This window comes from Paracoccus sp. PAR01 (assembly GCF_014851995.1).
In the GTDB taxonomy this organism is placed as follows: Bacteria; Pseudomonadota; Alphaproteobacteria; order Rhodobacterales; family Rhodobacteraceae; genus Paracoccus; species Paracoccus litorisediminis.
In genome coordinates, this window is the sequence record NZ_JACVAW010000015.1 from 65,567 (window position 1) to 90,601 (window position 25,035).

Here is a 25,035-nt window from a genome sequence, read left to right on the forward strand (position 1 = left end):
CGCTTCTGTGGAAAGTATTAGGCCAATGTATCGATCAGATAAATTTCTAATGGGTAATGGCCTTGATAATGCGCGGTTATGCCACGCCCGCCAAGGGGCAGCTTCGACCCGGCCGCGCGCTCATGCTAGGCTGGTGCGAAAGTAACCGGAGACATGTCGTGAACAGACGCATCATTCTTGGGATCGCGGTCGCGGTCGGGCTTCTGACCCATGGCGCGGCGGCACAGGAACCGAGCTTTTTCCGCATCGGCACGGGCAGTACCGCGGGCACATATTACCCGATGGGCGGTTTGATCGCGAATGCGATCTCGAACCCGCCCGGATCGCGCCCCTGCGAAAATGGCGGCCCCTGCGGTCTGCCGGGACTGGTCGCGACCGCGCTGGCCTCGAATGGCTCGGTCGACAATATCGAGGCGATCGCTGCGGGTCGGATCGACGCCGGTTTCACCCAGTCCGACGTGGCTTATTGGGCGCAGACGGGCACCGGCCTGTGGGAAGGCCGACCTGCCGTCGAAAAGCTGCGCCTGATCGCCAATCTATATCCAGAAAGCATCCATCTGGTGGCCCGCGCCGATGCCGGGATCGAAACCGTCGCCGATCTCAGGGGCAAGAAGGTGTCTTTGGATGAGCCGGGTTCCGGCACGCTGGTCGATGCCCGCATCATTCTTGAAGCCTATGGCCTGTCCGAGGCCGATATCAGCGCCGAGTTCCTGAAGCCCGATCAGGCCGCCGATCGCATGCGGGACGGGGCGATGGACGCGTTCTTCTTTGTCGGTGGCTATCCCGCGGGCGCGATTGCGGAACTGGCCAGCCAACATGACGTCAAGCTGATCCCGATCGACGGCGAGGCTGCCGACAAGCTGCGCGAGAAATATCGCTTCTTTTCTGCCGACAGCTTTCCTGCCGGGACCTATAACGGGCAGACCGCTGCCGTTCCTACGATCTCGGTAGGTGCTCAGCTGGTGACCAGCGCCGATCAGCCCGCGCAGCTGATCCATGACATCACCAAGACGATCTACAGCGAGACCACCCAGAAGCTGTTCGCTGCGGGTCACGCCAAGGGCAACCAGATCACGCTGGAAAATGCCACCAAGGGCGCGGGCATCCCGCTGCATCCGGGCGCCGAGAAATTCTACAAGGAAGTCGGAAAGCTTCAGTAAGACACGACGCATCGGCTCAAGGTTGACCATTCTGGATCTGCCGATTCAGGCCCGGTTGCTGGCTATCAGCACAACGCTTCTAGGTGCCGTGGATCGATGATCAGCTGCTGATCGCGCAGGAGCTGTTTCGACCACAGTCGGCGCGGTGATGCTTGAGGGCATGGCTTTGCGCCGCGAGGTTGCGCTCTAAACAATGGTGGGACGACGGCCAGTGGGCGCATGCCCCGCCCATGCGACAAATCGGCTTCCGCTGCGTGAGATTGCCAATCTGGTTGTGCCACGGGGGAACGCACTGTATGTGCCCCCCGAATTTCGGCCAAATATGACAGGCATGTAACGAGTGACCAACGCGGATGAACAACTCCGGCAGGGCGACGGCCCCCGGAACCAGTGGAAGACCTTGGACAAAGATCTGGGTCGGATCAGCGTGCTGGAGCAGGCGACGGCCACGATCTCGCGCCCGCTTGTCGCGCCCGGTCTGGCATTGCTTTTCGTGATCGGCGTGGCGCTGGTGGCGCTGGCACTGATCGGAGCCAGCCCCTCGGGGTTGGTGATCGTCGGCGCGGCGGTGGTTGCGGCCTATATGGCGCTGAACATCGGTGCGAATGACGTGGCCAATAACATGGGCCCGGCGGTCGGCGCGAAGGCGCTGACCATGGGTTCGGCCCTTGTCATCGCCGCCATCTGCGAAACCGCCGGTGCGTTGATTGCGGGCGGGGACGTGGTCAGCACGATTTCCTCGGGCATCGTCTCACCCGAGGTGGTGGCGGACAGCGCGACCTTTGTCTGGCTGATGCTGTCGGCGCTGATCGCGGCGGCCTTGTGGATCAACCTGGCCACGGTGCTTGGCGCGCCGGTCTCGACCACCCATTCCGTTGTCGGCGGTGTGGTTGGCGCGGGCGTGGTCGCGGCAGGCTTTGATGCGGTCAACTGGAGCCAGATGACCAGCATCGCGGCAAGCTGGGTGATCTCTCCGGTGATGGGGGGTGTCATTGCGGCGGCCCTGCTGGCCTTCATCAAGGCCAAGATCGCCTATGTCGACGACAAGCTGGCGGCGGCGCGCAAATGGGTGCCGATCCTGACCGGGCTGATGGCTGGCGTCTTTGCCACCTATCTGGCGCTCAAGGGTCTGCGCCGGATCATCGAGGTCGACTCGCCCACCGCAGTCGCCATCGGCATCGCCATCGGCGTCGCCTGCTGGCTGGCCTCGCGCCCGCTGATCGAACGGCAATCGCGCGGGCTGGAAAACCGAAAGAAGTCGCTGCGCGTGCTGTTCTCGCTGCCGCTGATCGTCTCGGCCGCGCTGCTGTCCTTTGCCCATGGCGCGAATGACGTAGCCAATGCGGTCGGCCCGCTGGCCGCCGTCGTCCATACGGTGCAGGCCGGTTCGGTCGAGGCCAGCGTCAGCATCCCCAGCTGGGTCATGATCATCGGCGCGATCGGCATTTCGCTGGGGCTGATGCTGTTTGGGCCCAAGCTGATCATGCTGGTCGGCGACCAGATCACCAAGCTGAACCCGATGCGCGCCTATTGCGTGGCGCTGTCGGCCGCCGTCACGGTGATCGTCGCCAGCTGGCTGGGCCTGCCGGTCAGCTCGACCCATATTGCGGTCGGCGGGATCTTTGGCGTGGGCTTTTTCCGCGAATGGCATGCCGAGCGTCGCGCCCGCATGCTGGGCCTACAAAAGGGCAAGGTCGTCCCGCCCGAGGAGCGCCGCCGCCGCAAGCTGGTGCGCCGCTCGCATGCGGTGACGGTGGCAATGGCCTGGGTCATTACCGTGCCCTTCTCGGCCTTGCTTTCGGCCGGGCTCTATCTGGTGCTGTCGCATTTCTCGCTGGGTTAAGATGCCCGGACCCGAAACCCGAAGCGGCGGCCTGTGATGGCCGCCCTTTTCATTTGCGGGCGTGGCTGGCTTGCGGCTAGGTTGATGGTCAATATCTGTCACGCAGGGGTCGCGGTTCTGTTCCGGATGTCGTCCATCAATCATGTCAACCCGCGCGAGGCCCCGGTCACCGGGACCAAGCGGCTGGCCTGACAGAAAAGCGCCCCGATGCTGCCGCCGGTCGCCCTGCTGACTTTCCCTGTCGTGGTCGGAATCCTGTTTTCGCGTCTGGACTGGCAGCGCGCGGCGATCTGGTCAATCCTTGGCGGTTACCTGTATCTTGCACCGGGCTTTGCCATCATGCTGCCCGGCTTGCCTATCCTGAGCAAACCCGCTCTGCCGGCGCTGATGGTCGCGCTGATGATCTTTTTGCAAAAGGACAGCGACAAGGCCATCCCCGCGCCGCCACCGAAAGGTGCCTTCATGACGGTGCTGGTGGTGCTGGCGCTGATGTCCCCGCTGCTGACCGCCGCGACCAATTCCGACCCGATCCAGGAGGGGATCACCTACCGCCCCGGCATCTCGGCCACGTTCGCCATTGGCGATCTGATGCGCGCTTATATCGAGATTCTGCCCTTTCTGCTGGCCTACAGGCTGCTGTGGAATGCCGAGGGTGCGCGGTTATTCCTGCAGATCCTGCTGGCGGCGATGCTGGTCTATTCCTTCTTCATGTGGGTCGAGGTCCGATTCAGCCCACAGGTGAACGTCTGGGTCTATGGCTATTTTCAGCATGATTTCAGCCAGACCATGCGATATGGCGGGTTCCGTCCCATCGTGTTCCTTGAACATCCGCTATGGGTTGCCTCGCTGACCCTGATGACGTTTCTGGCTGCGATCGGGCTGGCCCGACTTGAGCCCAGTCGGCGCAATATCCTACGCGCCGGATATCTGGCGCTGCTGGTGGTGATCTGCAAATCGGCCGGGGCGTTGATGCTGTCGATTCTGTCGATGCCGCTGGTGCTGCTGGGCCGCCCGCAGCTGATCATCCGCGTCGCACTGATCGCGGGAACCGCGGCCTTTGCCTATCCGATCCTGCGCACGACCTCGCTTGTGCCGCTGGAGGCTATCGTCGAGACGGCGAAATCCATCTCGCTCGATCGTGGTGCCTCGCTGGAATTCCGCCTCATGAACGAGGAAAAGCTACTGGAACGCGCCATGGAGCGGCCCTTGTTCGGCTGGGGCGGCGGCGGGCGGTCACTGTACTTCGATTCCTGGAGCGGCAGGATCTCGGCCATCCCCGATGGCTTGTGGGTGATCTGGCTGGGCAGTCTGGGCATCCTTGGCTACATGTGCCATTTCCTGATGCTGCTTGGCCCGATCTGGGCCTTGGCGCGTGTCGCCCATCGTCATCGGGCCGACCGCAGCATGGATCGCGAATTGCTTCCGCTGGCCTGTCTGTCGATGATGCTGGCAACCAATCTGGTCGATATCCTGCCCAACGCCACGGCAACGCCGATCACATGGCTGATTGCGGGGGTGATCTTTGGCAATGCGCAGCGTCTGGCCAAGGGCATTTACGACACCGAACCGCAGTCCGGGATGCCAATGCCTCAGCCCGTCCAGCAGGGACTGAAGACTGTTCTTTAGCCCCGGTTTTCGGTCGGCAAGATCAAATTGCGCAAAAGTGCCTGGGCGAAAACTGCCAGAACCCCACTGCCGATATAGATGGCCATAACCTTGGGCAGAGAGCATCCCAAGGCAAAGGCCACCACCGCGCTGGTCATGGCAAGCGCTACGGAACTGATCAGGATCGGCATGAGCACAAGTCTCCGATACATCCGCAAGGAAGGGCCTTGCCCATGCCGGAATGCGCACGGAACACCGCCAGATCAGAAACTGCCTTGCCGCAATCCGGTTCCCTGATCGCGATCAATTAGGTGGGGTATCGTCTCCGAATTCCTGGGCTGTCCCGACGCAATGTCCCAGCGCATGGGCGACGGCGCTGTTCAGATGCAGGTCCAGCAGCACGCCTTCGGCGTCGACAAAGCGCACGGTCAACCCAGAGCGGTCGATCGCCAGCAGGCTGAAGGACACCGGCGTGATCATCGGGGCCGTCTCATCGTCCGTCGCGGCGGGAACCCGTGTCATCATCATGCTGCGTGCGAGCGCGAGTTGCTCATCCGTCATGATCGATTTCGCCCCATTTGCATGGCGGCCCACCGCAATATCGCGACGGATTGCCCTGTTCCGGTCCTGATTGGCCGCAGCCAATCGCCCATAATCCATTCCACTCCACCCCGGGACCAATTCCCTGCCGCGCAAACGGTTCCCGACGAAATCCGCAGAATCCGATTTTTGTTCCGCCCCTAATTGCTGATTGTTTCAGTTGGTTATAAGGTCCTGGGTGACACAGCAGGAAGGTCCGCCATGTTCCCGATCCGTCCGCATCGCAGCACAGGGATGCTGTCCACTGCCTCTGGCGCGGCTTCGGCCCTGTTGCGGGCGCGGGCTGCGGAATGGGAAATCGACCTGATCGAGACACCTACTTCGCTGACCATGCATGTCTGGGGCAGTGAACTTTGCCTGATCCCCGAGGACGGCGCAGTGCGGATCGAACTCCGCGCCCCCGAGCAGCGCCTGATCGGCGTGTTACAGGACAGCGCCACCGAGCTTTTCGAAAGCCACGGCATGGCGATCATCTGGGACAATGTGGATGAAGGTGCCTTGGCGCCGGGTCTGGCGCTGATGCGAGTCGAACGCGTCGTGCAGCAGACGCGGGGATTTGTCCGTGTCCGCGTGTCGGGTCCGGATGCCGGGCGGTTTGGCCAGAGCAACTTGCATTTCCGTCTGCTGATCGCCCCGCAGGGCCGCCAATCGGTCTGGCCGCGCATCGCCGCGAATGGCCGCACCCGCTGGCCCGAGGGCGAGGATGCATTGCACCGTCCGGTCTATACCGTCGCCGACCAGCGCGACAATTGGGTCGAATTCGACATTTTCGCCCATGAGGGCAGCCCGACCTGCGACTGGGCGGCACGGGTCCAGCCCGGCGAGGCCGTCGGCCTGATGGGTCCGGGCGGCGGTTGGTGTCCCGATGCGGCCTCGATCTGGCTGTTCGGCGATGAGACCGCCCTGCCTGCGATCCGTCGGATGCTGGCCATTGCCAAGGGTGAGGTCCGCGCCTTTGTCCGCGCGGCGGTCGAGGACATGGCCGAGCTGGCCGATGACCTGCGCGTCACCCGTTGCGACGATCTGCTGACGGCGCTGGCGGATTGCAACATTGCCCCCGAGGGCGATCTGCATGTCTGGTTCGCGGGCCATGCCACCCAAGCCCGCGAGGCGCGCCGCCATCTGGCAACGCGCGGGTTGAACAAGCGGCAGTTCACGGCTGCCGCCTATTGGGGTCAGCCTGACAGCCGGGCGTAAACGCCGCCCTGCGCGATCAGCGGCCCATGCTGGCCGCTTTCGACAATCCTGCCGTCCTGCATGACAACGATGCGATCCGCATGGCGGATCGTGCCCAGCCGGTGTGCGATCACCAGCGTGGTGCGCCCCACCGCCAGCGCGTCCAGCGCCGACTGGATCTCACGCTCGGTCTGGCTGTCCAAGGCCGAGGTCGCCTCATCCAGAATCAGGATCGGCGGGTTTTTCAGAAAGGCGCGCGCGATCGCCACGCGCTGCTTCTGCCCGCCCGACAGCATCACGCCGCGCTCTCCGACGACTGTATCCAGCCCATCCGGCAGGGTCGCAATCATCGGACCAAGCTGGGCCTGCTCAGCGGCGCGCAGCACCTCGGCATCTGTCGCGCCCAGACGGCCATAGGCGATGTTTTCGCGCAAGGTCCCGCCGAACAGGAACACGTCCTGACTGACCAGACCGATTTGGCGGCGCAGGCTGTTCAGCTTCATCTGGTCCAGCGCAAGACCATCCACGGTGATCCGGCCCGAAGTCGGCTCATAGAAGCGCGGCAGCAGGGCCAGCAAAGTGGTCTTGCCTGCCCCCGAAGGGCCGACAAAGGCCACGGTCTCGCCCGCGCGGATGGTCAGGTCGATGCCGTCCAGGATCTGGCGGCCGCCCTCATAGGCGAAATTGACATTCTCAAAGCGGATGTCGCCTTTCAGCGCCGGTGCGTCCACTGCATCGGGCGCGTCGGCGATCTCGGGCTCGGTCGCCAACAATTCCTGATAGCGGCGGAAACCGGCGATGCCGCGGGGATAGGTCTCGATCACGGCAGCGATCTTTTCCAGCGGACGATAGAAGACGCCGACCAGCAGCAGGAAGCCAACAAAGCCGCCGGTGGTCAGATCCCCGGATAGCACGTAGCCCGCGCCGACCACCATGACGATGACCTGCACCAGCCGCAGCCCCATGTATTGCAGCGCCGAGGACACGGCCATGACCTTGTAGGCCTGCAGCTTGGTCTTGCGGTAGCTTTGGTTATCGGCGGCGAAAAGCTCGGATTCATGGGCCTCATTGCCAAAGGCCTGCACGACGCGGACACCGCCAAGGGCCTCTTCCAGCCTGACGTTGAAATCGCCGACGCGGGCATAGATCGCGCGCCATGTCTGGGTCATGCGCCCGCCATAGACGATGACCAGCCCCAGCATCGCCGGCACGATCAGGGCGACGATCAGCGCAAGGTTTGGATGGATCCAGAACATCAGCAGGAACGCACCGACAAAGGTCATCAGCGCGATAAAGGCGTCCTCGGGGCCATGATGGGCGACTTCGCCGATCTCCTCCAGATCGCGGGTGACGCGGGCGACCAGCTTGCCGGTGCGGGCGCGGTCAAACCAGCGCCATGACAGCCGCGTCAGATGGTCAAAGGCACGGGCGCGCATCTCGGTTTCGATATTGATGCCCAGCATGTGGCCCCAATAGATCACGATGGACATCAGCCCGGTATTGATCGCGTAAAGCGCCATCAGACCCACGGCGGCGGCGACGGTCAGGCCCCAGTTGCCCTGCGGCAAGAGGTGGTCGATGAAAGCGGTGATCGCTACCGGAAAGGCCAGCTCCAGCAAGCCGGCCAGAACGGCGCAGCCGAAATCCAGCCAGAACAGACCCATCCAAGGGCGGTAATATGCGAAGAAATCGCGCAGCATTCTCAGTCCTATCTTCCAGTCAGGCCCGGTCGTTCATTCAGGCGGGAACGGCGACGCGGCCGCCATCCTCGCGCAGCAGGACCTGCATTGGCAGGCCATAGATACGCTGCAGCGCCTCGGGGGTCATCAATTCGCGGGGCGTGCCCTGCATGGCAATTCGCCCGGCCTTCAGCGCGACCACATGGTCGCAGAAACGCGCAGCCATGTTCACCTCGTGCAGCACGACGACCGCGCTGCGATCCTGCTCATGGCACATGCGGCGGACCAGTGAAAGCACCTCGACCTGATGGGCGATATCAAGGGCCGAGATCGGCTCATCCAGCAGCAGGGCACCGGCCTCTTGCGCGACCATCATCGCCAGCCACGCCCGCTGCCGCTCACCCCCGGACAGCGTATCGACCAGCCGATCGGCCAAGGGGGTGATCGCGCATTCCTCAAGCGCCGCCGCGACGGCGGCATGGTCAGCCGCGCCAAAGCGACCCAAAGCGCCATGCCACGGGTAACGACCAAGGGCGACCAACTCGCGCACGGTCATGCCCTCGGCCGGGGGCGTGGTCTGGGGCATGAAGGCCAGCGCACGGGCATAGTCGCGCGGTAGCCAGTCGGTCAGCGCCCGACCAAGGAAACCCACCTGCCCGCCCGAGGCCTGCACCTGCCGCGCCAGCACCTTGAGCAGCGTGGATTTGCCCGAGCCGTTATGCCCGATCAACGCCACGACCTGCCCGCGCGGCAGGTTCAGGTCCAGACGGTCCAGCAACCTGCGCCCCGGCACATCGACGCAAAGTCCGGATATGGTGAACAGCGGATCGGTCATCGCCTCATCCTCATCATCAGCCACAAAAGCCATGGCGCACCCAGAAGCGACGCGAACAGCCCCAGCGGCAATTCATAGGGGAAACCGGCCATGCGCGCGCCGAAATCGGCGGCGATCATCAGGATCGCGCCGATCAGCGCCGATCCGGCGATATGGTCCTGTGCCCGCGCAAAGCCGATGCGCCGCGACAGATGTGGGGCCATCAACCCGACAAAGCTGACCGGTCCGACCAGAACGGTCGCGGCCCCCGTGGCCACCCCCGCCAGCGCGATCAGCCCAACCCGCGCACGGTCCAGCGGCAGGCCAAGCCCCAGCGAGACCTCGGGTCCCAGCGGCAGGATCTGCAACCAGCGCCCCGCCATCCGGGCCAGCACCAGTACCAGAACCGCCAGTCCGCCCAGCGAAGCCGCCTGCCACCAGCCCACCGTGCTGGAGGAACCGCTCAGCCATGCCAGCACCTGCCATGATTGCGCGCTGCCGGTCGCCATGATCGCCGACAGCACCGCCGCCGCCATGGCCGAGACCGAGATCCCCGCCAGCAGCACGCGTTCGGCAGGCATATCCCGCCTGCGCGAATAGGCCGCGACCAGCGCCAGCGCCATCGCGCCGCCCAGCATTGTGCCCAGCATCTGCAGCGCCGGGATTGGCGTGCCGGTGGCGAAAAGCGTCAGCGCATAGCCGATCGCCGCACCGCCCGAGACGCCCAGCACCTCGGGTGAGGCCAAAGGGTTGGCGGTCAGCCGCTGCAGGATCGCCCCGGCCATGGCCAACAGCGCGCCCACCGCCGCCGCCGCGACGATGCGCGGCAGGCGCAACGGCAGGAAGGCGTTGAAGCTTTCCCAGTCCAGCACCGCCCAGCCATGCGGAACCCGCCCGATCCATGCCAGCAACCCGGCCAAAGCCAACCCGGCAAGGCCGAACACGATCAGAAAGGTGACCGGATGGGCAAGGCGCGGCGCAATGCCCTCGGCGGTTTCGGTCCCCGGCGGGGTCGAGCCGCGCAGTCGCGGCAGCAGCCAGATCAACAGCGGACCGCCAATCAGGCCGGTCAGGGCACCGGTCGGGAACATCTCTCCGGTCGCACCAGCCAGCGTCAGGACCACGCCGTCGCAGACCGACAGGATCAGCGCCCCGATCAGCGGGGCCAGCGCCAATACCTGCCCCATGCTGCGCGCGCCCATGCTGCGCGCCAGCGCCGGTGCGGCAAGGCCGACAAAGCCGATCAGCCCCAGCTCGGCCGAGACCGCGCCGGCCAGCAGCACCGCCAGCAGGATCACCGCCAGCCGCACGCCGGCGACGTTCAGGCCAAGCGCGCTCGCCCCCGCCGCGCCCAGGGAAAGCACCCGCAAGGGCCGGGCCAGCAACGCCGCCCCGATTGCGCCGACGATCAGAACGGCGGTCAGCGACAGCACCCCGCTCCAATCCTGCTGGACCAGCGAGCCGCCGTTCCAGATCACCAGCGACAGCAGATATTCCCCGCGCGACAGCGTGATTGCGGTGGCGATGGCGGATGTCGTCAGCCCGACCAGCATCCCGGCAATGACCATGGTGACAGGGGCAAAGGCGCGCCTTGCCCCGATCGCCATGACCAGCCCGGCGGCCAGACCAGCACCGACCAGCGCCACCGGCCAACGCCCGGCCTCAAGCAGTCCGGGCGCAAAGATCGTCGCCATCACCAGCGCCAGTTGCGCCCCCGACGATATCCCCAGCGTCGTCGGATCGGCCACCGGATTGCGCAGGACCGCTTGCAACAGCGCCCCCGACAGTCCCAAAGCCGCCCCGGCGACCAGCGCGATCACACCGCGCGGCATCATACCAAAGGCGATCAGGATCTGCTGCAGGCTCATCGCGGACGCATCGAAAGGCAGGCTCGGCCAGCCCGAGGGTAGCATCTGCCGCGCCGCAAGCCCCCACAGGATGGCAGCCAGTCCAGCCGCCAAAGCCAATATCGCAGCCTTCCTCATGATCATGCCGCGCGCGGTCCCGCCTCGAAGGCTTCGGTCAGCAGGCTGGCAAAGCGCAGGGCCGAGGGCATGCCACCAAAGGCGTTGACATCGGGCAAATGCAATACCCGCCCCTCGGCCACGGCGGGCAGGTGACGCCACAGCACGCTGCGGGCAAGCCCCGAGCGGGCCTCAACCGGGATGGTGCCGACGATGACCAGATGCGCGTCGGGCATCTCGGCCAGACGCTCGACCGGCAGCGGCGCGCGGAAGCTGAATTGGGTGCGATCGGTCCAGGCGTTCTGCAGGCCCAGCAGCCCCAGCATGTCGCCAAACAGGCTGTCATAGCCAAAGGCACGTAGATGGCGGGCATCGCCGATATTGACCAGACAGACCGGACGGTCGGTGAAAGGGGCGATCCGCTTTGACAGGCCGCGGATCTGCACACCATAGCGCGTCCGGGCGGCCAGCGCGCTGTCGGGCTGACCGGTGGCAATCGCCAGCGCCGTCAGCGCCGCCAGCGCCTTGTCGACGGGTGGCTCGCCCGGAACATAGAAGGGCAGCGAGATTACCGGGGCAATGCTGCGCAGCCGGGCCTCGTGCTGGGCATAAAAGGGCGAGCTGAGGATGAAATCCGGCCGCGTCAGCTGCAGCAGTTCGTAGTTCGGTGCGCCGCGCAGCCCCAGATCGGTGACGCTGTCAGGGATGACGGGCGTTTCGGTATCGGCGCGATAGCGGATCAATTCACAGGCGGCGACGGGCATCTGGCCAAGCGCGATCGCGGTTTCCAGCATGGCCCAGTCGATGGCCGCCAGCCGAGGCGTCGGACGCTCGGCCGCAAAGGAAGACCCCGCCGCCGCGATTGCGGCGACGGAGATCAGAAAGGCACGGCGCCCAAGCTGGGCCCCGGCAGTTACCACTTGTAGGTCAGCTTGGCCAAGACTTCGCGACCGTCGCCATAGAAGCAGCCAAAGCCGCTGCAGCTGGAGATATAGGCCTCATCGGTGATGTTGAAGACGTTGATCGAGGCCACGATATTGTCGCGGGTATAGCTGGCCGCCACGTCGCCGACCGTGAAGCCATCGACCTTGGTCGGCAGCCAATCCGCGCCGACGCCATCGCGTTCGCCGACATAGCGGATACCGCCGCCAAGACGGAACCCATTGCCGAAATCGCGGTCAAGCCACAGGCTGGCGCTGTTGTAAGGGGTGTCGGGCATGCGGCGACCGTCCTCGGCACCGCCTTTCTGGCGGGCATCGGTATAGGCATAGGATGCCCGGATGTCCCAGCCCTCGGCCAGTTCGGCAGTCCCTTCCAGTTCGACGCCGCGCGAATGCACTTCGCCGATCTGAATGTTGCCGATGTCGCCGCCCATGTTGCGCGTCACATTGGTCTGCTTCAGGTCATAGACCGCCAGCGTCACCAACGCGTCAATGGCTTCCGGCTGATACTTGACCCCGGCTTCCCATTGCTTGCCTTCGGTCGGCTTCAGCGTGTCGCCCTTATTGTCCGGGCCGATTTCGGGCTCGAACGAGGTCGCGTAGCTGACATAGGGGGCCACGCCGTTATCGAACAGATAGGTCAGGCCGACGCGACCGGTCGTGGCCTCGTCCTTTTGCGAAACGTCGGTTTCGCCGCCGAAATTGTTCCAGGCCGTACCGGATTGCTGAGCCCAGTCATGGCGCAGCGCCAGCGAGGCGCGCCAGTTGTTCCAGGAAATCTCGTCCTGCGCATAGACGCCGATCTGCTCAAGGCTGATGTCATTGACCAGATTGTACCAGGTCGAGCGGGGCGCGGGCACGCTGTAATCCGGGTTGCGCCAGTTCAGCGAGGGCGCAGTGCCGAAATCGGTGGCGTTGCGGCCGCTCCAGCGGCTGACATCCAGACCGAAAAGCAGCCGGTGGGTGGCGGCTCCGGTCACGGCCTCGCCGATCAGGCGGGTGTCGACCTGAACGGTGTCGCTGGTCTCGTCCTGATAGGTCGAGCCGACGCCGATCATGTCGCCGGTCAGGCCGGTGACGTAGAAGCCGGTGTAATCCCAGTCGAATTTCTGGTAGCGGAAGCCCTGCTCAAGCCGCCAGCCATTGTCCGACTCGCGCTTGTATTCGACGCCAAGGTTGAGCATGCGACGGTCGCTGTCATCTTCGTCCGGATAACCCGCGTAAAGCTCGCGCAGGTCATCGGCGTCGCCAATGTCGGTCAGGGCATGCGGCACGCCGGTCGGCGAAAGCGGCTTGTCCTTCTGGTAAGACAGCATCACATCCAGCGTCGAGACGTCGTCCAGTTCCCAACGCAGCGCGCCCGCCAGATAGCCGCGCTGGTTTTCCAGCTCTTCGACCTGCTCCTGTTCATTCGCCAGATTGCCGGTCAGGCGCCAGGCCAGCGTGTCGCTGGGCGCGCGGTTCATGTCAAAGAAGACGCTGGCATTGCCATGCGTGCCATAGCTGACACCGGCTTCCGAGAAATCCTCGGGTTGGGCGTGCTTCTGGACCATGTTGATGATGCCGCCCGGCGAACCCGAACCATACAGCGCCGAGGACGGCCCGCGCAGCACCTCGACCCGCTCAAGTCCGTAAAGGTCCAGCGACATGGCCCCGAAATCGCGGATCAGGTGCAGCCCGTTCAGATATTGCGAGTTGCTCACGTCAAAGCCACGCATCCGCGGCTGGTCGAAGCGCGGATCGGCGCCAAAGGGCTCGGCCGTGACCCCGGCGGTATAGCGCAGGGCCTGCGTCATGTTCTGCGCGCCCTGATCCTCGATCTGCTGCCGGGTGATGACCGAAACGGATTGCTGGGTTTCCAGAACCGGGGTGTTCGTCTTGGTGGCGATCTGGGTGGTGGGAACCACATAGCCCTGCGTGGGTGCAGTCGCGTCCAGAACCACCTCGTCCAGAACCACCGTTTCGGCAGTTGGGGCGTCCTGCGCCAATGCCGGCAGGGCGAGCGCAAGCAGGCTGGTTCCGGCCAGCAAGGCAAAACGATATGAAAGCAACATGGTCAGCGCCCTTCGACTGAAATCACGCGTCCCGGCAGGCTGGGACTGGTGAGTATTCCGATTGTTTTGGTTGCTTTCGCCTTGAGACATAAACCAGACAAATGCAAGCAAATCCGTCAGGATTAGGGGCGGTTCATCGCAGGTCCGGTTTTCTGGCCACAGCTGCAAAAAAACCGGGGCCAGCAATATGCCAGCCCCGGTTCCGATCGGATGTCCTGCTTAGGCTGCGAAGATGGCGTCGAGGATCTCGGCCTCGATCGCGGCCAGTTCGGCGCTGCCGCGCTGGGTGGGGCCGACGCGCAGGATCTCGACATGGTGCAGGATGCCGCCCTGCCCCAGCACGATGACCCGGTCCGACAGCGCCACCGCCTCGGCCACGTCATGGGTGACAAGGATCGCGGTGAAGCCGGCTTTCGCATGCATGTCGCGGATCAGGTTCTGCATGGTCAGCCGCGTCAGCGCGTCCAGCGCGCCAAGCGGCTCATCCAGCACCAGCAGGCTGGGATGGCTGACCAAGGCCCGCGCCAGCGCCGCGCGCTGACGTTGACCGCCAGACAGCAGCGCGGGCCAGACCCCAGCCTTATCCGCCAGTTGCACCGAGGCAAGCGCCTCGGTCACTGCCTGCGGGTCGGGGCCTTGCCGCAGACCCACCGCGACATTGTCGGCGACATTGGCCCAAGGCAGCAGCCGCGGTTCCTGAAACATGATCCGCAGCTTGTCCCCGGCCTGTGTCGCGGAGCGGTCATCGATGCGAACCTCGCCCGAGCTGGGCTGGTCCAGCCCGGCGATCAGGCGCAGCAGCGTCGACTTGCCACAGCCGCTTTTGCCGACGATGGACAGGAACTCGCCCGGCCGCACATCCAGATCCAGATTGGACAACACGCGGTTGCCTTCGAAGCTGCGCGTCACGTTGCGGATCGACACAGCGGCGCCGCGATTGTCGCGCAGCATCGGCGGCACGGTGATGTCGCGGGGCAGTAGCTCAACGGCCTGCATAGGCGGGGCTCCATTTCAGGGCGCGGCGTTCCAGCGCACGGGTCAGGCTATCGGCCAATTTGCCAAGTGCCGCGTAAAGCAGGATCGACAGCACCACCACGTCCAGCACCATGAATTCACGCGCCTTCATCGCCATGTAGCCCAGCCCGGACGAAGCCGAGAGCGTTTCCGCCACGATCAGCGTCAGCCACATGATCCCCAGACCGTAGCGCAGGCCGACAAAGATCGAGGGCAGCGCGCCCGGCAACACGATCCGACGGAACAGCTGGCGCGAGGTCATGCCATAAGCCCGGCCCATTTCAATCAGTTGCGGGTCGATGTTGCGAATGCCGTGCAACGTGTTGAGGTAGATCGGAAAGAACACCCCCAACGCCACCAGGAACAGCTTCGCCCCTTCGCCGATGCCGAACCACAGGATGACCAGCGGGATCAGCGCCAGATGCGGGATGTTGCGCACCATTTGCAGGGTGGAATCGGTCAGCGTCTCGGACAGGCGAGAAACCCCGTTCGACACGCCAAGGATGAAGCCGATGCCGCCGCCGACCACCAGCCCGGCCAGCGCCCGCAGCGCCGAAACGCCCAGATGGGTGAACAATTCGCCCGACAGCGTCATCTGCACTGCAGTCGCCAGAATGGTCGAGGGACGCGGCATCACCGTGTCCGATATGACGCCGCTGGCCCCGGCAATCTCCCACAGGATCAGGATGGCGGCGGGGACGGCATAGGGCAGCAGCGCATCAGGCCGGGGCAGCAGGCCGCGCAAGCCGGGGCTGCGACGGCTGCGGGCGGCGATCAGGGTTTCCGTCAGGCTCATGTCATGGCTCCGTCAGGTCGCGGTTTGCGGGGTCCAGACCACCGAGGCGATTTCCAGCTGCCGGGGGATGATCCCCAGCTTGTAGAACTCGTCCGCGACGCCCTGTTCGTAGGTGATGTGCTGGGGCTCGACGAAACCAAGATGTCCCAGATCGGCCCCCTTGCGGGTCAGCGCGCGTTCCATCACCGTCTCGCTGAGGCCGGTTTCCTTCGAGAAGGTCTGGATGGTCTGGGGCAGGTTCGCCTGGCCCTCGCGACCTGCGGTCTGGATCGTTTCGATGATCTGCTTGACCAGCGCCGGGTTTTCCTTGGCGTAATCGCCATTGGCCGAATAGAAGTTGTAATCCGGATCGACGATGGCGGTGGTCTCCAGAACGCGGGTATTGGGGCGTTCCTGCGCCATGGCGAAATAGGGGTCCCAGATCGTCCATGCCCCGATCGCGCCCGCATCAAAGGCAGCGATCGCATCCGGCGGGGCCAGATCCTGCGGCTGGATATCGTCCAGCGTCAGGCCCGCGGTCTCAAGCAGCTTGATCGTCGCGTAATGCGCCGAGCTGCCGCGCTTGAAGGCGATCTTCTGGCCCTTCAGGTCGGCAAGGGTCTGGATCGGCGAATCCTTGGGCACAAGGATCGCATGCCCTTCGCGCGAACCCTGCCCGGCCCCGACAAAGACCAGATTGCCGCGCGCGGCATGGGCAAAGATCGGCGGCACGTTGCCGGTATAGCCGAAGTCCAGCGCATTGGCCGACAGCGCCTCAAGCAGCGGCGGACCCGAGGTGAACTCGGACCAGCTGACCTTGATGCCCTTGTCGGCAAAGGTCTGCTCGAACACGCCCGCGCCCTTCACCAGCCCCAGAAGGCCGCCCTTTTGCCAACCAACCCGCAGGGTGGTTGCCGGAGCCGCGCGCAGGATGGCGGGCGTGGCAAGCGCCGCCAGCCCCAGCCCCAGCGCCGCGCGGCGCGAGAAATTCATCGTCATGGCGGTCATCCTTCAGTGGGTTTTCAGCAGTTGGGCCGGTTCCGTGGCCCGTTGCGGAATGGCGAATTCGGCGAAGAAGGGGGCGAACTGTCCGACAGCGCGGCTCAGGCGGGCGCGGGCGGCCTCATCGACCAGCTTGCCGCCGACGAAATCGCGGTCCGAGACATAGACACCGGTGGACAGGGTCTGTGCCTCAAAGAAGCCCATCAGCGGGCGAAGCTGGTGTTCAATGATCAGGGCATGGCGGTCGCCGCCGCCGGTCGCGGCCAGCAGCACCGGCTTGCCATGCAGCATGCCGGGATCGAGCAGGTCGAAGACATGCTTGAACAGCCCGCTGTAGCTGCCCTTATGGACCGGGCTTGCGATCACCAGCGCATCGGCACGCACCAGCGAGGTCACCAGCTCCAGCGCCGCCGGTTCCAGATCGCCCAATTGGCGGGCCGAACCCAGCGAGGGGCCAAGGTCGGACAGGTCAAAGACATGACCCACAGCGTTGAAACGCTCGGCGGCCTGATCGACGGTCTGCTGGACCAGCGAACGGGTGCGAGAGGGTACAGAAAGGCTTCCGGCAAAACCGGCGATGGTCAGGGTCGTCATGTGAATCTCCTGTTTTCGGGGGCTTCCCGAAGGATCAATAAGGATTGGCAGCCGGGCCATGCGCGACGGCGGCCGGGCGTAGGATGGGGGCAAGCAGGGCCTGCCGGGCGATCTCGCGGGCGATGGAACTGACCTGGATCGCGCATTCCGGCGCACCGACCAGTTCCCCGATATGGCCGCGGGCCAAGGGGCCAGCGATCAGGATGCGCTGGCTGGCCGCGCCACCGGCATCGACGGCATGGCAGGTCTGGGTCGTGGCCAGTCCCAGACCCAACGGGTCGGGGGTGATCAGGCCCAGTCGCGCCAGCGCGCCAAGCGCCGGGTTCCAGTCGATACATCGCCCCTGCGCCGGCCCCGTGGTCACGATCACCGCATCAAAGCGTTCGCGCCGCTCGTGCAGGCTACCGCGCGGCCGCCAGACGATATCAAGGGCATCCTCCTGCTTTTCGGCAGAAAGCAGATGGCCCGCGACGTATTCAAGCCGCTCTTCGGCGATCAACCGGTTCAGCACCGCCTCGACCTGCGGGGCCAGACGGTAGCGGTGAACGTCCCATAGCGTGCGCAGGTGGCGCAGCAGCCGGGCGCGGTTTTCGGCGTCGAGCGTCGCCCAGATCTGCGGACCCTGCGCGCGAAGGCGAAAGAAGGTCGCGTGCCAGCTTTGCCCCTGCGCCTGATCATCGACCACGGCATGACGGACGCGGCGCAGCAGCTCAGAGGCGCTGTGGATCGGCGGATCGGTGAAATCCACCTGTGAGTCCTTGGTGATCTGCCCATGCCCGCGCGACCGCAAGCCGTGGCGCGAGATGCAGGTGATCCGCCCGCGATGGCCCAGCCGATCCAGCGTTGCCACGACATCGGCCGAGGTCAGCGCCGCCCCCATCACCAAAATACGGGCGTCGCGGTCCAGTTCGGCCAGCCGAACCGGATCATAGGGATCGGCGATCAGCCGGGGCGATCCGGTCAGCCCGGCCACCGGGCGCGGCACGGCGGGGGCCGGATGGCCCGTCGCCAGCACAAGGATATCGGCCCGGATGCGGCTTTCGTCCGACAGCATCAGCACCAGCGATCCGTCGGGCGTCCGCTCGATATCCGAAACGCGCGCCCGCACATGCCGGATGCGGCCAGTGGCCAGATGCGGGGCCAGCCGTTCGCCCACATAGCGGCCAAAAACCTCGCGCCGGGGAAAACGCTCACCAAGGGCGGTCACCGATTCCGGGTCGGGGGTCAGACTACCATCCGTCTCGGCCTCAAGCAGCCATTCAAGGAAATCCTCGCGCCGCTCGGGGTCCATGGTCATGCGATGCGCCGGGACGTTGATCCGATGCACCGCCTCGGCCGAAGAATAGGCCAGACCCCGGCCCAGCTGAGACCGCGGCTCGACCACGGTGACATTGGCATGAACCTGCAGCTCGGCAAGCTGCCAGGCCAACGAAGCACCAGAGAAACCGCCCCCGATGATCACGACGCGCAGGCGCGAGGTTTGCTGCAGGGTCATCGGATCATCCTCCGGTAACCAGAACGGGGCGCGGCTTGGCGGCGGGGCGATAGTCATTGCCGACCGTCTCGCCGAAGGGACCCATATTCGCCGATTGGCTGGCCTGCGGCAGCGGATGGTCCAGCGGCAGCAGCGGCAGGACACGTTCGCCGAAGCTGTAGGCTTCCTCCAGATGCGGGTAGCCCGACAGGATGAAGGTATCGATGCCGACGCGGCGATATTCGTCGATGCGCTCCGCCACGGTGGCGGCATCGCCGACCAGCGCGGTCCCGGCCCCACCACGGACAAGGCCGACGCCCGCCCACAGGTTCGGGCTGATTTCCAGCTTGTCGCGGCGACCGCCATGCAGTTCCGCCATCCGGCGCTGCCCGACCGAGTCCATCCGGGCGAAAGTTTCCTGCGCCTTGGCGATGGTCGCGTCATCCAGCTTGCTGATCAGGCGCTCGGCGGCCTCCCAAGCCTCGGATTGGGTTTCGCGGACGATGACATGCAGGCGGATGCCAAAGCTGACATCGCGGCCCTCGGCCTCGGCCAGACGGCGCACGCCCTCTATCTTTTCGCGAACCTGCTCCGGCGGCTCGCCCCAGGTCAGGTATTTGTCGACCTGCTTGGCCGCGACGGCATTCGCCGCCTCCGACGAGCCGCCAAAGAACAGCTGCGGGCCATTGGGTTGCAAGGGTGCAAACAGCAGCTTGCCGTCGACGATATTGAAATGCTTGCTTTCGTAATTGACCGTCTCACCAGCCAGCAGCGCTTTGTAGATGTCCAGGAATTCCTGCGTCACCTCGTAGCGCTCGGCATGGGTCAGATGGATGCCGTCGCCAGCATTCTCGGTCGGATCGCCGCCCGTGACCACGTTGATCAGCAGCCGCCCATTGGACAACCGGTCCAGCGTCGCCGTCATTCGCGCAGCCAAGGTCGGCGATTGCAGGCCAGGACGCACCGCCACAAGGAAGCGCAGCTTTTCCGTCTGCGAGGCCAGCGCCGCCGCCACGATCCAGCTATCCTCGCAGCTGCGGCCGGTGGGCAGCAGCACCCCGTAATAGCCCAGCGAATCCGCCGCCTGCGCGATCTGGCGCAGATAGGGCAGGTTCACGGCGCGGCCGCCTTCGGCAGTCCCCAGATATCTGCTGTCGCCATGGGTCGGAAGGAACCAGAGCACCTTGATCTTGTCGGGCGCGGGAATGGTCATGTCGCGATCCTTTGCTTTGCCGTGCCCTGTCTTAATGCTGTGGGTCACGGCGTTCATTCGGTTCGAGGGCAGAATACACTTAATCACTACTGAGTATATAGAGATTTAGTGTTTTTCCGAAATGAGGGAGGTGTTCCCGCCCATCCCGCAGGCCGCAGAGCATGTTTTTCCGGCAAGCCCGCGGTGCGGACCGGAGTTCGGAAATTTCACGCTTTCGCGGCACAACGTCCTGACATGGCGTCGCAATCCGTCGTTTTGGCTTCTTTTGCATGCCAAAGACTGCCCAGCTCACGGGCAGAGCCAGCGCTTGCTGGCCCGGGCGCATTGCGGCGGGGTCCGGGCTGCCCTAAATTCCACTCATGCTTTTTCGGAATCCCCATGTCCGCCCCTGCTGACACCCGCCCGTTGACCCAGCGCGAGAACGAGGTCCGTCGCTTCGTGCGCACGCGCTTCGGAGTCCGGGGCAGTCTGCGCCTGCATCGCGCGGCATTGGGGGCGGACCTGTTGCGGGCACCGGTGAATGTGATGCTGTCGCCGGTTTTCCTGCTGATCAGACTGCTGGCATGGGCCTTGCGAAGCTTTGGGGCCACGCGACCTGCGGCTTGGCTGGCATCGCGGCGGATCTTTCTGGCCTCGGATCTGGGCCGTCAGGTCGAGGCGGATCTGGACGGGCTGATGGTGCGGCTGACCGAGCGCGGTCTTGCCCCGAAAGCGCACCCCGAAACCATCCGGCGGGCGATCTCTGCCTATGTCGAGACACGCAATGCGGTGGCCGAGATCACCACCTCATTGCTTGTGTTGTCAGGCGGGCTGCTGCTGTTCTATCGCGCGACACCCGGCGTGATGTCGCTGGCCGAACCGGTGGCGCAGATGCGCGCCCAATCCCGCGCGATTGAGGAATTCGCGCTGGGGAACTGGGCCGGGCGCATGTGGTATGGGGTGTTCCCGCGCGAGATCGCGATGGGCGAGTTGATCCTGACCGGGATCGTGCTGACCGTGATTGCCTCGGTGGTAACGACATTTGCCGGGGTGATTGCGGACCCGGTGCAAAGCTGGACCGGGCTGCATCGCCGCCGCTTGATGCGCATGCTGGCGCGGCTGGACCGCCAGCAAGAGGCCGCGCCCATGGCGGGCGAACATCTGCTGGCCCGGCTGGGCGATCTGGGGGATATCGCCTCGTCGATCTGGCGGGGGCTGCGCTAGACCCCGACAGTCTGGGCAAAGGCCCGGGCCTCGGCCGGGGCCGTGCCAAGGCCACCTGCCGCGCTCAGATCAAGTTCGGGGAAATCCCGCGCGACCAGTTCCGGCAAAGACAGTTTCCCTGCCTGAGCCTCAACGCAAAGCGCCTTGATCCGCGATTGCGCTTCGGGGCGAGGCATGTGGCGGGCCAGCGCGAATGTATAAGCCTCAGCATGGATCAGGCCGGTCCTGTCATCAAGGCCACGCGCCATTGCCCGCGCGTCCGGCGCGATCCTTCCGGCCAGCTCGAGAGCCAACGCCAAGGCCCGACCGGTCGAGATGCAAAGCTGCGGCAGCGTCAGCCATTCGACAAACCACGCGGCGCCGTCGCGTTGCTGGCGGTGGATGCCCGCGCCCTGAAGTGCCGCAGCCAGAGTGACCGATTGCCGTGCCAGCGCCACCAGCACCGAAGGGCCGACCGGGTTCTGCTTTTGCGGCATGGTGGACGATCCGCCCGCCCCTTCCAGCGTGACTTCATTGATCCCGGATTGGGTCATCAGGATCAGATCCTCGCCCATCTTGGCAAGGCTGGTGGCAAGCCCCGACATCCACGCGGCAAAGGTGCCGATCCGATCGCGTTCGGCATGCCAGGAATGGCCGGGATCGGTCAGCCCAAGCGCCTGTGCCAAAGCAGCGCGGACGGCAGGACCGTCGGAACCCATGGCCGAAAGCGTTCCCGCCGCCCCGCCCAGCGAAACCGTGGCAAGGTCGCTGGCAATAGGGGTCAGGCGTTCATGGTGGCGCTGCAGCGGATGGCCCCAGCCCGCCACCGCCGCGCCGAAACTGGTCGGCGTCGCCGCCTGACCATAGGTCCGCGCAGCCATCGGCAGGTCGGCATGGGTGCGGGCAAGGGTGCCAAGCGCGGTAATGAGCTGCCCCAAGCTTTCATCCCAACTCGCTGTCACCCGGCGCAGGCGTAGGGCAAGGGCTGTCTCCATGATATCCTGACTGGTCGCGCCCCAATGCAGGTATTGCGCATATTCGGGCGCCTGCATCGCCTTGCGGAAGGCCGCGACAAGGCCGGGGATAGGGACGCCGTTGATCGCGGTTTCCGCGGCCAGCGCCGCCGGGTCGATCTGCACCTCACGCGAGGAGCGGTCGATATAGGCGGCGGCGGTTTCGGGGATCAGCCCCAGTTCCCCCTGCACGCGGGCCAGCACGCCTTCGACCAGCAGCATCGCGCGGATCTCGGCGCTGTCTGTGAACAGGGCGGCGGTCGCGTCATCGCTGAAAAGGTTGCGATAGATGGCGCTGTCGGCGGCGGATGCGGGCATGTCTGGGCTTTCTTGTGGGCAAAGACCGGAGGGCTGTCTGCCCCCCGGACCCCCCGAGGATATTTCCGCAAGAAAGAAGATGCGAGGGGGCAGGCGGGCAGCGGGAACGTCACATGTCGAAGAAGACGGTTTCGTTGTCGCCCTGAAGGATGATGTCAAAGCGATAGCTGCCGTCGCCGGTTTTCCTGGCGATCAGCGTATCCAGCCGTGCCCGATGTTCGATCCGCGCAAGGACGGGGCAGGAGGAATTGTCCTCATCCTCGAAATAGATGCGGGTCTGAAGGCCCAGATTGACGCCTCGCGCCACGATCCACAGCGCGATATGGGGCGCCATCAACCGCCTGTCCGGGAAGGGCACGCGACCGGGCTTGATGGTTTTCAGGGTCCATTCGCCGCTGTCGAAATCGGCGATGATCCGCGCCCAGCCGGTGACATTCGGGTCCGCCGCGCCACGCGGATCGTTGCCCGGATAGATGCCGTTCGCATCCGCCTGCCAGCTTTCGATCAGCGCATCGCGCAGGATCATGCCCGCGCCGTCCTGCACGGTTCCGGTGATGGTGATTTCCTGGCCCTGCGCACCGGGTCGGATTGGGCTGCTGCCCAGATCGGTCGGATAGATGCCTTCAATCCCCAGCTGGTTCGGGGTCAGGCCGATATGGACATAGGGACCAGCCGTCTGCGAGGGGGTTTCCTTGAGGTAGTCGAGCTTTTGCATCACAGCCCCTCCTTGCGGTTCTCGAAGAACGACTGGCGGCGGCCGCGCAGCACGATGTCGAACTTGTAGGCAAGGCAATCCATCGGAATCGCCCAGTTCATGTCCAGGGGCGCGACCAGTGCCTGAATGGCCCGGTCTTGACCGATGGTATTGACGATGGGGCAGCGGGCGATCAGGGGGTCGCCCTCGAAATACATCTGGGTGATCAGGCGCTGACCAAAGCCCGAGCCGAAGACCGAGATATGGATATGCATTGGCCGCCAGTCATTGACGCGGTTCGGCCAGGGATAGGCACCGGGGCGGATGGTCAGGAACTCATAGGCTCCGTCCGGCCCGCTGATCGTGCGTCCGCAGCCGCCGAAATTCGGATCGAGCGGGGCGGCATAGCTGTCCTTTTTATGGCGGTAGCGGCCTCCGGCATTGGCCTGCCAGATCTCGACCAGCACATTGGGGACGCCACGACCGGTTTCGTCCAGCACGCGGCCATGCATGATGATGCGTTCGCCAATCGCGGGCTGACCGGTGAAGTTCAGGATCAGGTTGTTGTCACGTTCGCCGATCATGGAGTGGCCAAATGCCGGGCCGGTTTCCTCGGACAGGGTTGAGCCCATCGCGACCAGCGGACGGTGCGGGGCGCGGGTCATCGAGGTCTTGTAGCCCGGCGTATAGGCGGCGGGGTGCCAGTCGCGGTCGCGGAAGAACAGCGGCCCGCGATCAAGGTCGTTCCTGAGGGTCATCGCGCATGCTCCATTTCAGCGAGAGTGTCCTTGGCGATCTTGATCGCGTGATTGGCCCGGGGCACGCCGGCATAGATCGCGACATGCAGCAGCGCTTCCAGCACGTCATCCTTGCTGGCCCCGGTATTGGCGGTGGCGCGGATATGCATGGCCAGTTCATGATCATTGCCCAGCCCCGCCAGCAGCGCGATCGTCAGCATCGAACGCTCGCGCGGGCTGATCGTGTCTCGCGACCAGACCGAGCCCCATGCGGATTCCGTGATCAGCGTCTGAAAAGGCTCATCAAAGGCGGTCTTGTTCGCCTCGGCCCGGTCGACATGGGCGTCGCCCAGCACGCGGCGGCGTGTTCTCATGCCCTGATCATAGCGTGCATTCATCTGGAATGGTCCTGCAGGAAGTTGCGAAGGATCGCGGCAAAGGCCGCGGGCTGCTCGACACATGGCAGATGGCCGGCATCGGGAATGACGTGGAAGGTGGCGCCGGGGATCAGATCGGCCGTGGCCTTGACCAGTTCTGCCGGGGACGATCCATCCTGATCCCCCGCGATCACCGTGACCGGCAGGGCCAGTTTGCTGGTCGTCGCGGTCAGGTCGGCATTTGCCAGCGCGTGGCAGGCGGCGATGTAGCCATCGGCCGAGGTCCGCACGACCATGTTCCGCCACGCGGCCAGCTCGGGTCGGGCACGGAAGGTCGGCGCGAACCAGCGCTGCATGATCACATCGGCGATGCTGTCCAGCCCGGCGTCACGGACCGCGGCAATGCGCTCGGACCAGCTTTGCTGGGTGCCCATCTTGACGGCTGTATTCGACAGCACCGCAGCACGGATCAGGTCGGGGCGACGGGCCGAGATGTTCTGGGCGATCATGCCGCCGATGGACAGGCCGACAAAGGTCACGCGGCCCAGGCCCAAATGCTCGATCAAGGCAGCCGCGTCATCGGCCAGATCGTCGATGCCGTAGTCGCCGCCCTCATCCGACAGGCCATGTCCGCGCTTGTCGAAACGGACGGCGCGAATCTGGGGAAGTTCGTCCAGAAGCTGGTCCCAAAGCCGCAGGTCAGTCCCCAGCGAATTGGCGAAAACCACGACGGGACCGTCCGCCGGGCCATCAATCCGGTAATGCATCGCGCCCCAGGGGCGGGTCAGAACTTGCATGCTAATCTC

At 64.9% G+C, this 25,035-nt stretch carries 24 protein-coding genes; 6 read left to right on the forward strand and 18 right to left on the reverse strand.

Annotated features, from left to right (window positions below):
* The first annotated feature begins 158 nt into the window (after positions 1-158).
* The 4 genes from IB235_RS18535 to IB235_RS18550 all read left to right on the forward strand — a co-directional run bounded on the left by IB235_RS18535 (position 159) and on the right by IB235_RS18550 (position 4,629).
* Positions 159-1,160, forward strand: a complete 1,002-nt coding sequence (locus tag IB235_RS18535; protein WP_370576939.1) for a TAXI family TRAP transporter solute-binding subunit — start codon at positions 159-161, stop codon at positions 1,158-1,160.
* A gap of 340 nt (positions 1,161-1,500) precedes the next feature.
* Positions 1,501-3,003: an inorganic phosphate transporter gene (locus IB235_RS18540; protein ID WP_192337958.1), complete on the forward strand. Its 1,503-nt coding sequence runs from the start codon at positions 1,501-1,503 to the stop codon at positions 3,001-3,003.
* Between the two features lie 36 nt (positions 3,004-3,039).
* Positions 3,040-3,195: a hypothetical protein gene (locus IB235_RS18545; protein ID WP_192337959.1), complete on the forward strand. Its 156-nt coding sequence runs from the start codon at positions 3,040-3,042 to the stop codon at positions 3,193-3,195.
* 15 nt (positions 3,196-3,210) lie between these two features.
* Positions 3,211-4,629, forward strand: a complete 1,419-nt coding sequence (locus IB235_RS18550) for a hypothetical protein (RefSeq protein ID WP_225612469.1) — start codon at positions 3,211-3,213, stop codon at positions 4,627-4,629.
* Here the strand turns inward: IB235_RS18550 and IB235_RS18555 are convergent.
* Positions 4,626-4,799: a hypothetical protein gene (locus IB235_RS18555; protein WP_155040036.1), complete on the reverse strand. Its 174-nt coding sequence runs from the start codon at positions 4,797-4,799 to the stop codon at positions 4,626-4,628. The genes IB235_RS18550 and IB235_RS18555 overlap by 4 nt on opposite strands.
* Positions 4,800-4,911: 112 nt before the next feature.
* Positions 4,912-5,268 carry a hypothetical protein gene (locus IB235_RS18560; protein ID WP_155040035.1) on the reverse strand — a complete coding sequence of 119 codons (357 nt, stop codon included), beginning with the start codon at positions 5,266-5,268 and terminating at the stop codon, positions 4,912-4,914.
* Between the two features lie 141 nt (positions 5,269-5,409).
* On the opposite strand from IB235_RS18560, the gene IB235_RS18565 reads away from it, so the two are divergent.
* Positions 5,410-6,405, forward strand: coding sequence for a siderophore-interacting protein (locus IB235_RS18565; protein ID WP_192337960.1), 996 nt, complete (start codon positions 5,410-5,412; stop codon positions 6,403-6,405).
* Here IB235_RS18565 and IB235_RS18570 read toward each other — a convergent pair.
* From IB235_RS18570 to ssuD, 11 genes are all read right to left on the reverse strand, one after another.
* Positions 6,384-8,084 carry an ABC transporter ATP-binding protein gene (locus IB235_RS18570; protein WP_192337961.1) on the reverse strand — a complete coding sequence of 567 codons (1,701 nt, stop codon included), beginning with the start codon at positions 8,082-8,084 and terminating at the stop codon, positions 6,384-6,386. The two genes, IB235_RS18565 and IB235_RS18570, sit on opposite strands and share 22 nt — an antisense overlap.
* A 37-nt stretch (positions 8,085-8,121) precedes the next feature.
* Positions 8,122-8,898 (reverse strand): ABC transporter ATP-binding protein, encoded by a 777-nt coding sequence (locus IB235_RS18575; protein ID WP_192337962.1) that lies wholly within the window; start codon positions 8,896-8,898, stop codon positions 8,122-8,124.
* The gene (fhuB, locus tag IB235_RS18580; RefSeq protein ID WP_192337990.1) at positions 8,895-10,862 is read right to left on the reverse strand and encodes a Fe(3+)-hydroxamate ABC transporter permease FhuB; all 1,968 of its coding nucleotides are present in this window, start codon (positions 10,860-10,862) and stop codon (positions 8,895-8,897) included. The genes IB235_RS18575 and fhuB overlap by 4 nt, the downstream gene beginning before the upstream one ends.
* 2 nt (positions 10,863-10,864) lie before the next feature.
* Positions 10,865-11,761, reverse strand: coding sequence for an iron-siderophore ABC transporter substrate-binding protein (locus IB235_RS18585; protein WP_370576940.1), 897 nt, complete (start codon positions 11,759-11,761; stop codon positions 10,865-10,867).
* Positions 11,755-13,836, reverse strand: a complete 2,082-nt coding sequence (locus IB235_RS18590) for a TonB-dependent siderophore receptor (protein ID WP_192337963.1) — start codon at positions 13,834-13,836, stop codon at positions 11,755-11,757. Before IB235_RS18590 ends, IB235_RS18585 begins: the two co-directional genes overlap by 7 nt.
* 219 nt (positions 13,837-14,055) lie before the next feature.
* Positions 14,056-14,832 carry an ABC transporter ATP-binding protein gene (locus IB235_RS18595; protein ID WP_192337964.1) on the reverse strand — a complete coding sequence of 259 codons (777 nt, stop codon included), beginning with the start codon at positions 14,830-14,832 and terminating at the stop codon, positions 14,056-14,058.
* Complete coding sequence (locus IB235_RS18600) at positions 14,819-15,646, reverse strand: ABC transporter permease subunit (protein ID WP_192337965.1); 828 nt, start codon at positions 15,644-15,646, stop codon at positions 14,819-14,821. The genes IB235_RS18595 and IB235_RS18600 overlap by 14 nt, the downstream gene beginning before the upstream one ends.
* 12 nt (positions 15,647-15,658) lie before the next feature.
* Positions 15,659-16,624 (reverse strand): aliphatic sulfonate ABC transporter substrate-binding protein, encoded by a 966-nt coding sequence (locus IB235_RS18605; protein WP_192337966.1) that lies wholly within the window; start codon positions 16,622-16,624, stop codon positions 15,659-15,661.
* A 12-nt stretch (positions 16,625-16,636) separates the two neighbouring features.
* Positions 16,637-17,221: an NAD(P)H-dependent oxidoreductase gene (locus IB235_RS18610; RefSeq protein ID WP_192337967.1), complete on the reverse strand. Its 585-nt coding sequence runs from the start codon at positions 17,219-17,221 to the stop codon at positions 16,637-16,639.
* Positions 17,222-17,255: 34 nt separating this feature from the next.
* Positions 17,256-18,716 (reverse strand): FAD/NAD(P)-binding protein, encoded by a 1,461-nt coding sequence (locus IB235_RS18615; RefSeq protein WP_192337968.1) that lies wholly within the window; start codon positions 18,714-18,716, stop codon positions 17,256-17,258.
* A gap of 4 nt (positions 18,717-18,720) precedes the next feature.
* Positions 18,721-19,884, reverse strand: a complete 1,164-nt coding sequence (gene ssuD / locus IB235_RS18620) for an FMNH2-dependent alkanesulfonate monooxygenase (protein ID WP_370576941.1) — start codon at positions 19,882-19,884, stop codon at positions 18,721-18,723.
* A 402-nt stretch (positions 19,885-20,286) separates the two neighbouring features.
* Between ssuD and IB235_RS18625 the strand changes: the two genes are divergently transcribed.
* The gene (locus tag IB235_RS18625) at positions 20,287-21,111 is read left to right on the forward strand and encodes a DUF6635 family protein (protein ID WP_192337970.1); all 825 of its coding nucleotides are present in this window, start codon (positions 20,287-20,289) and stop codon (positions 21,109-21,111) included.
* Here IB235_RS18625 and IB235_RS18630 read toward each other — a convergent pair.
* The 5 genes from IB235_RS18630 to pcaD form a co-directional block, all read right to left on the reverse strand.
* Entirely contained in the window at positions 21,108-22,421 is a 1,314-nt protein-coding gene (locus IB235_RS18630; protein ID WP_192337971.1) for a lyase family protein, read from the reverse strand. The two genes, IB235_RS18625 and IB235_RS18630, sit on opposite strands and share 4 nt — an antisense overlap.
* A 109-nt stretch (positions 22,422-22,530) precedes the next feature.
* On the reverse strand, positions 22,531-23,136 hold the full coding sequence (pcaG, locus tag IB235_RS18635) for a protocatechuate 3,4-dioxygenase subunit alpha (protein WP_192337972.1): 606 nt from the start codon (positions 23,134-23,136) through the stop codon (positions 22,531-22,533).
* Positions 23,136-23,873 (reverse strand): protocatechuate 3,4-dioxygenase subunit beta, encoded by a 738-nt coding sequence (pcaH, locus tag IB235_RS18640; RefSeq protein WP_192337973.1) that lies wholly within the window; start codon positions 23,871-23,873, stop codon positions 23,136-23,138. Before pcaH ends, pcaG begins: the two co-directional genes overlap by 1 nt.
* Positions 23,870-24,250, reverse strand: coding sequence for a 4-carboxymuconolactone decarboxylase (gene pcaC / locus IB235_RS18645; protein WP_192337974.1), 381 nt, complete (start codon positions 24,248-24,250; stop codon positions 23,870-23,872). Before pcaC ends, pcaH begins: the two co-directional genes overlap by 4 nt.
* Entirely contained in the window at positions 24,247-25,026 is a 780-nt protein-coding gene (gene pcaD / locus IB235_RS18650; protein WP_192337975.1) for a 3-oxoadipate enol-lactonase, read from the reverse strand. Before pcaD ends, pcaC begins: the two co-directional genes overlap by 4 nt.
* Positions 25,027-25,035: the final 9 nt, after the last annotated feature.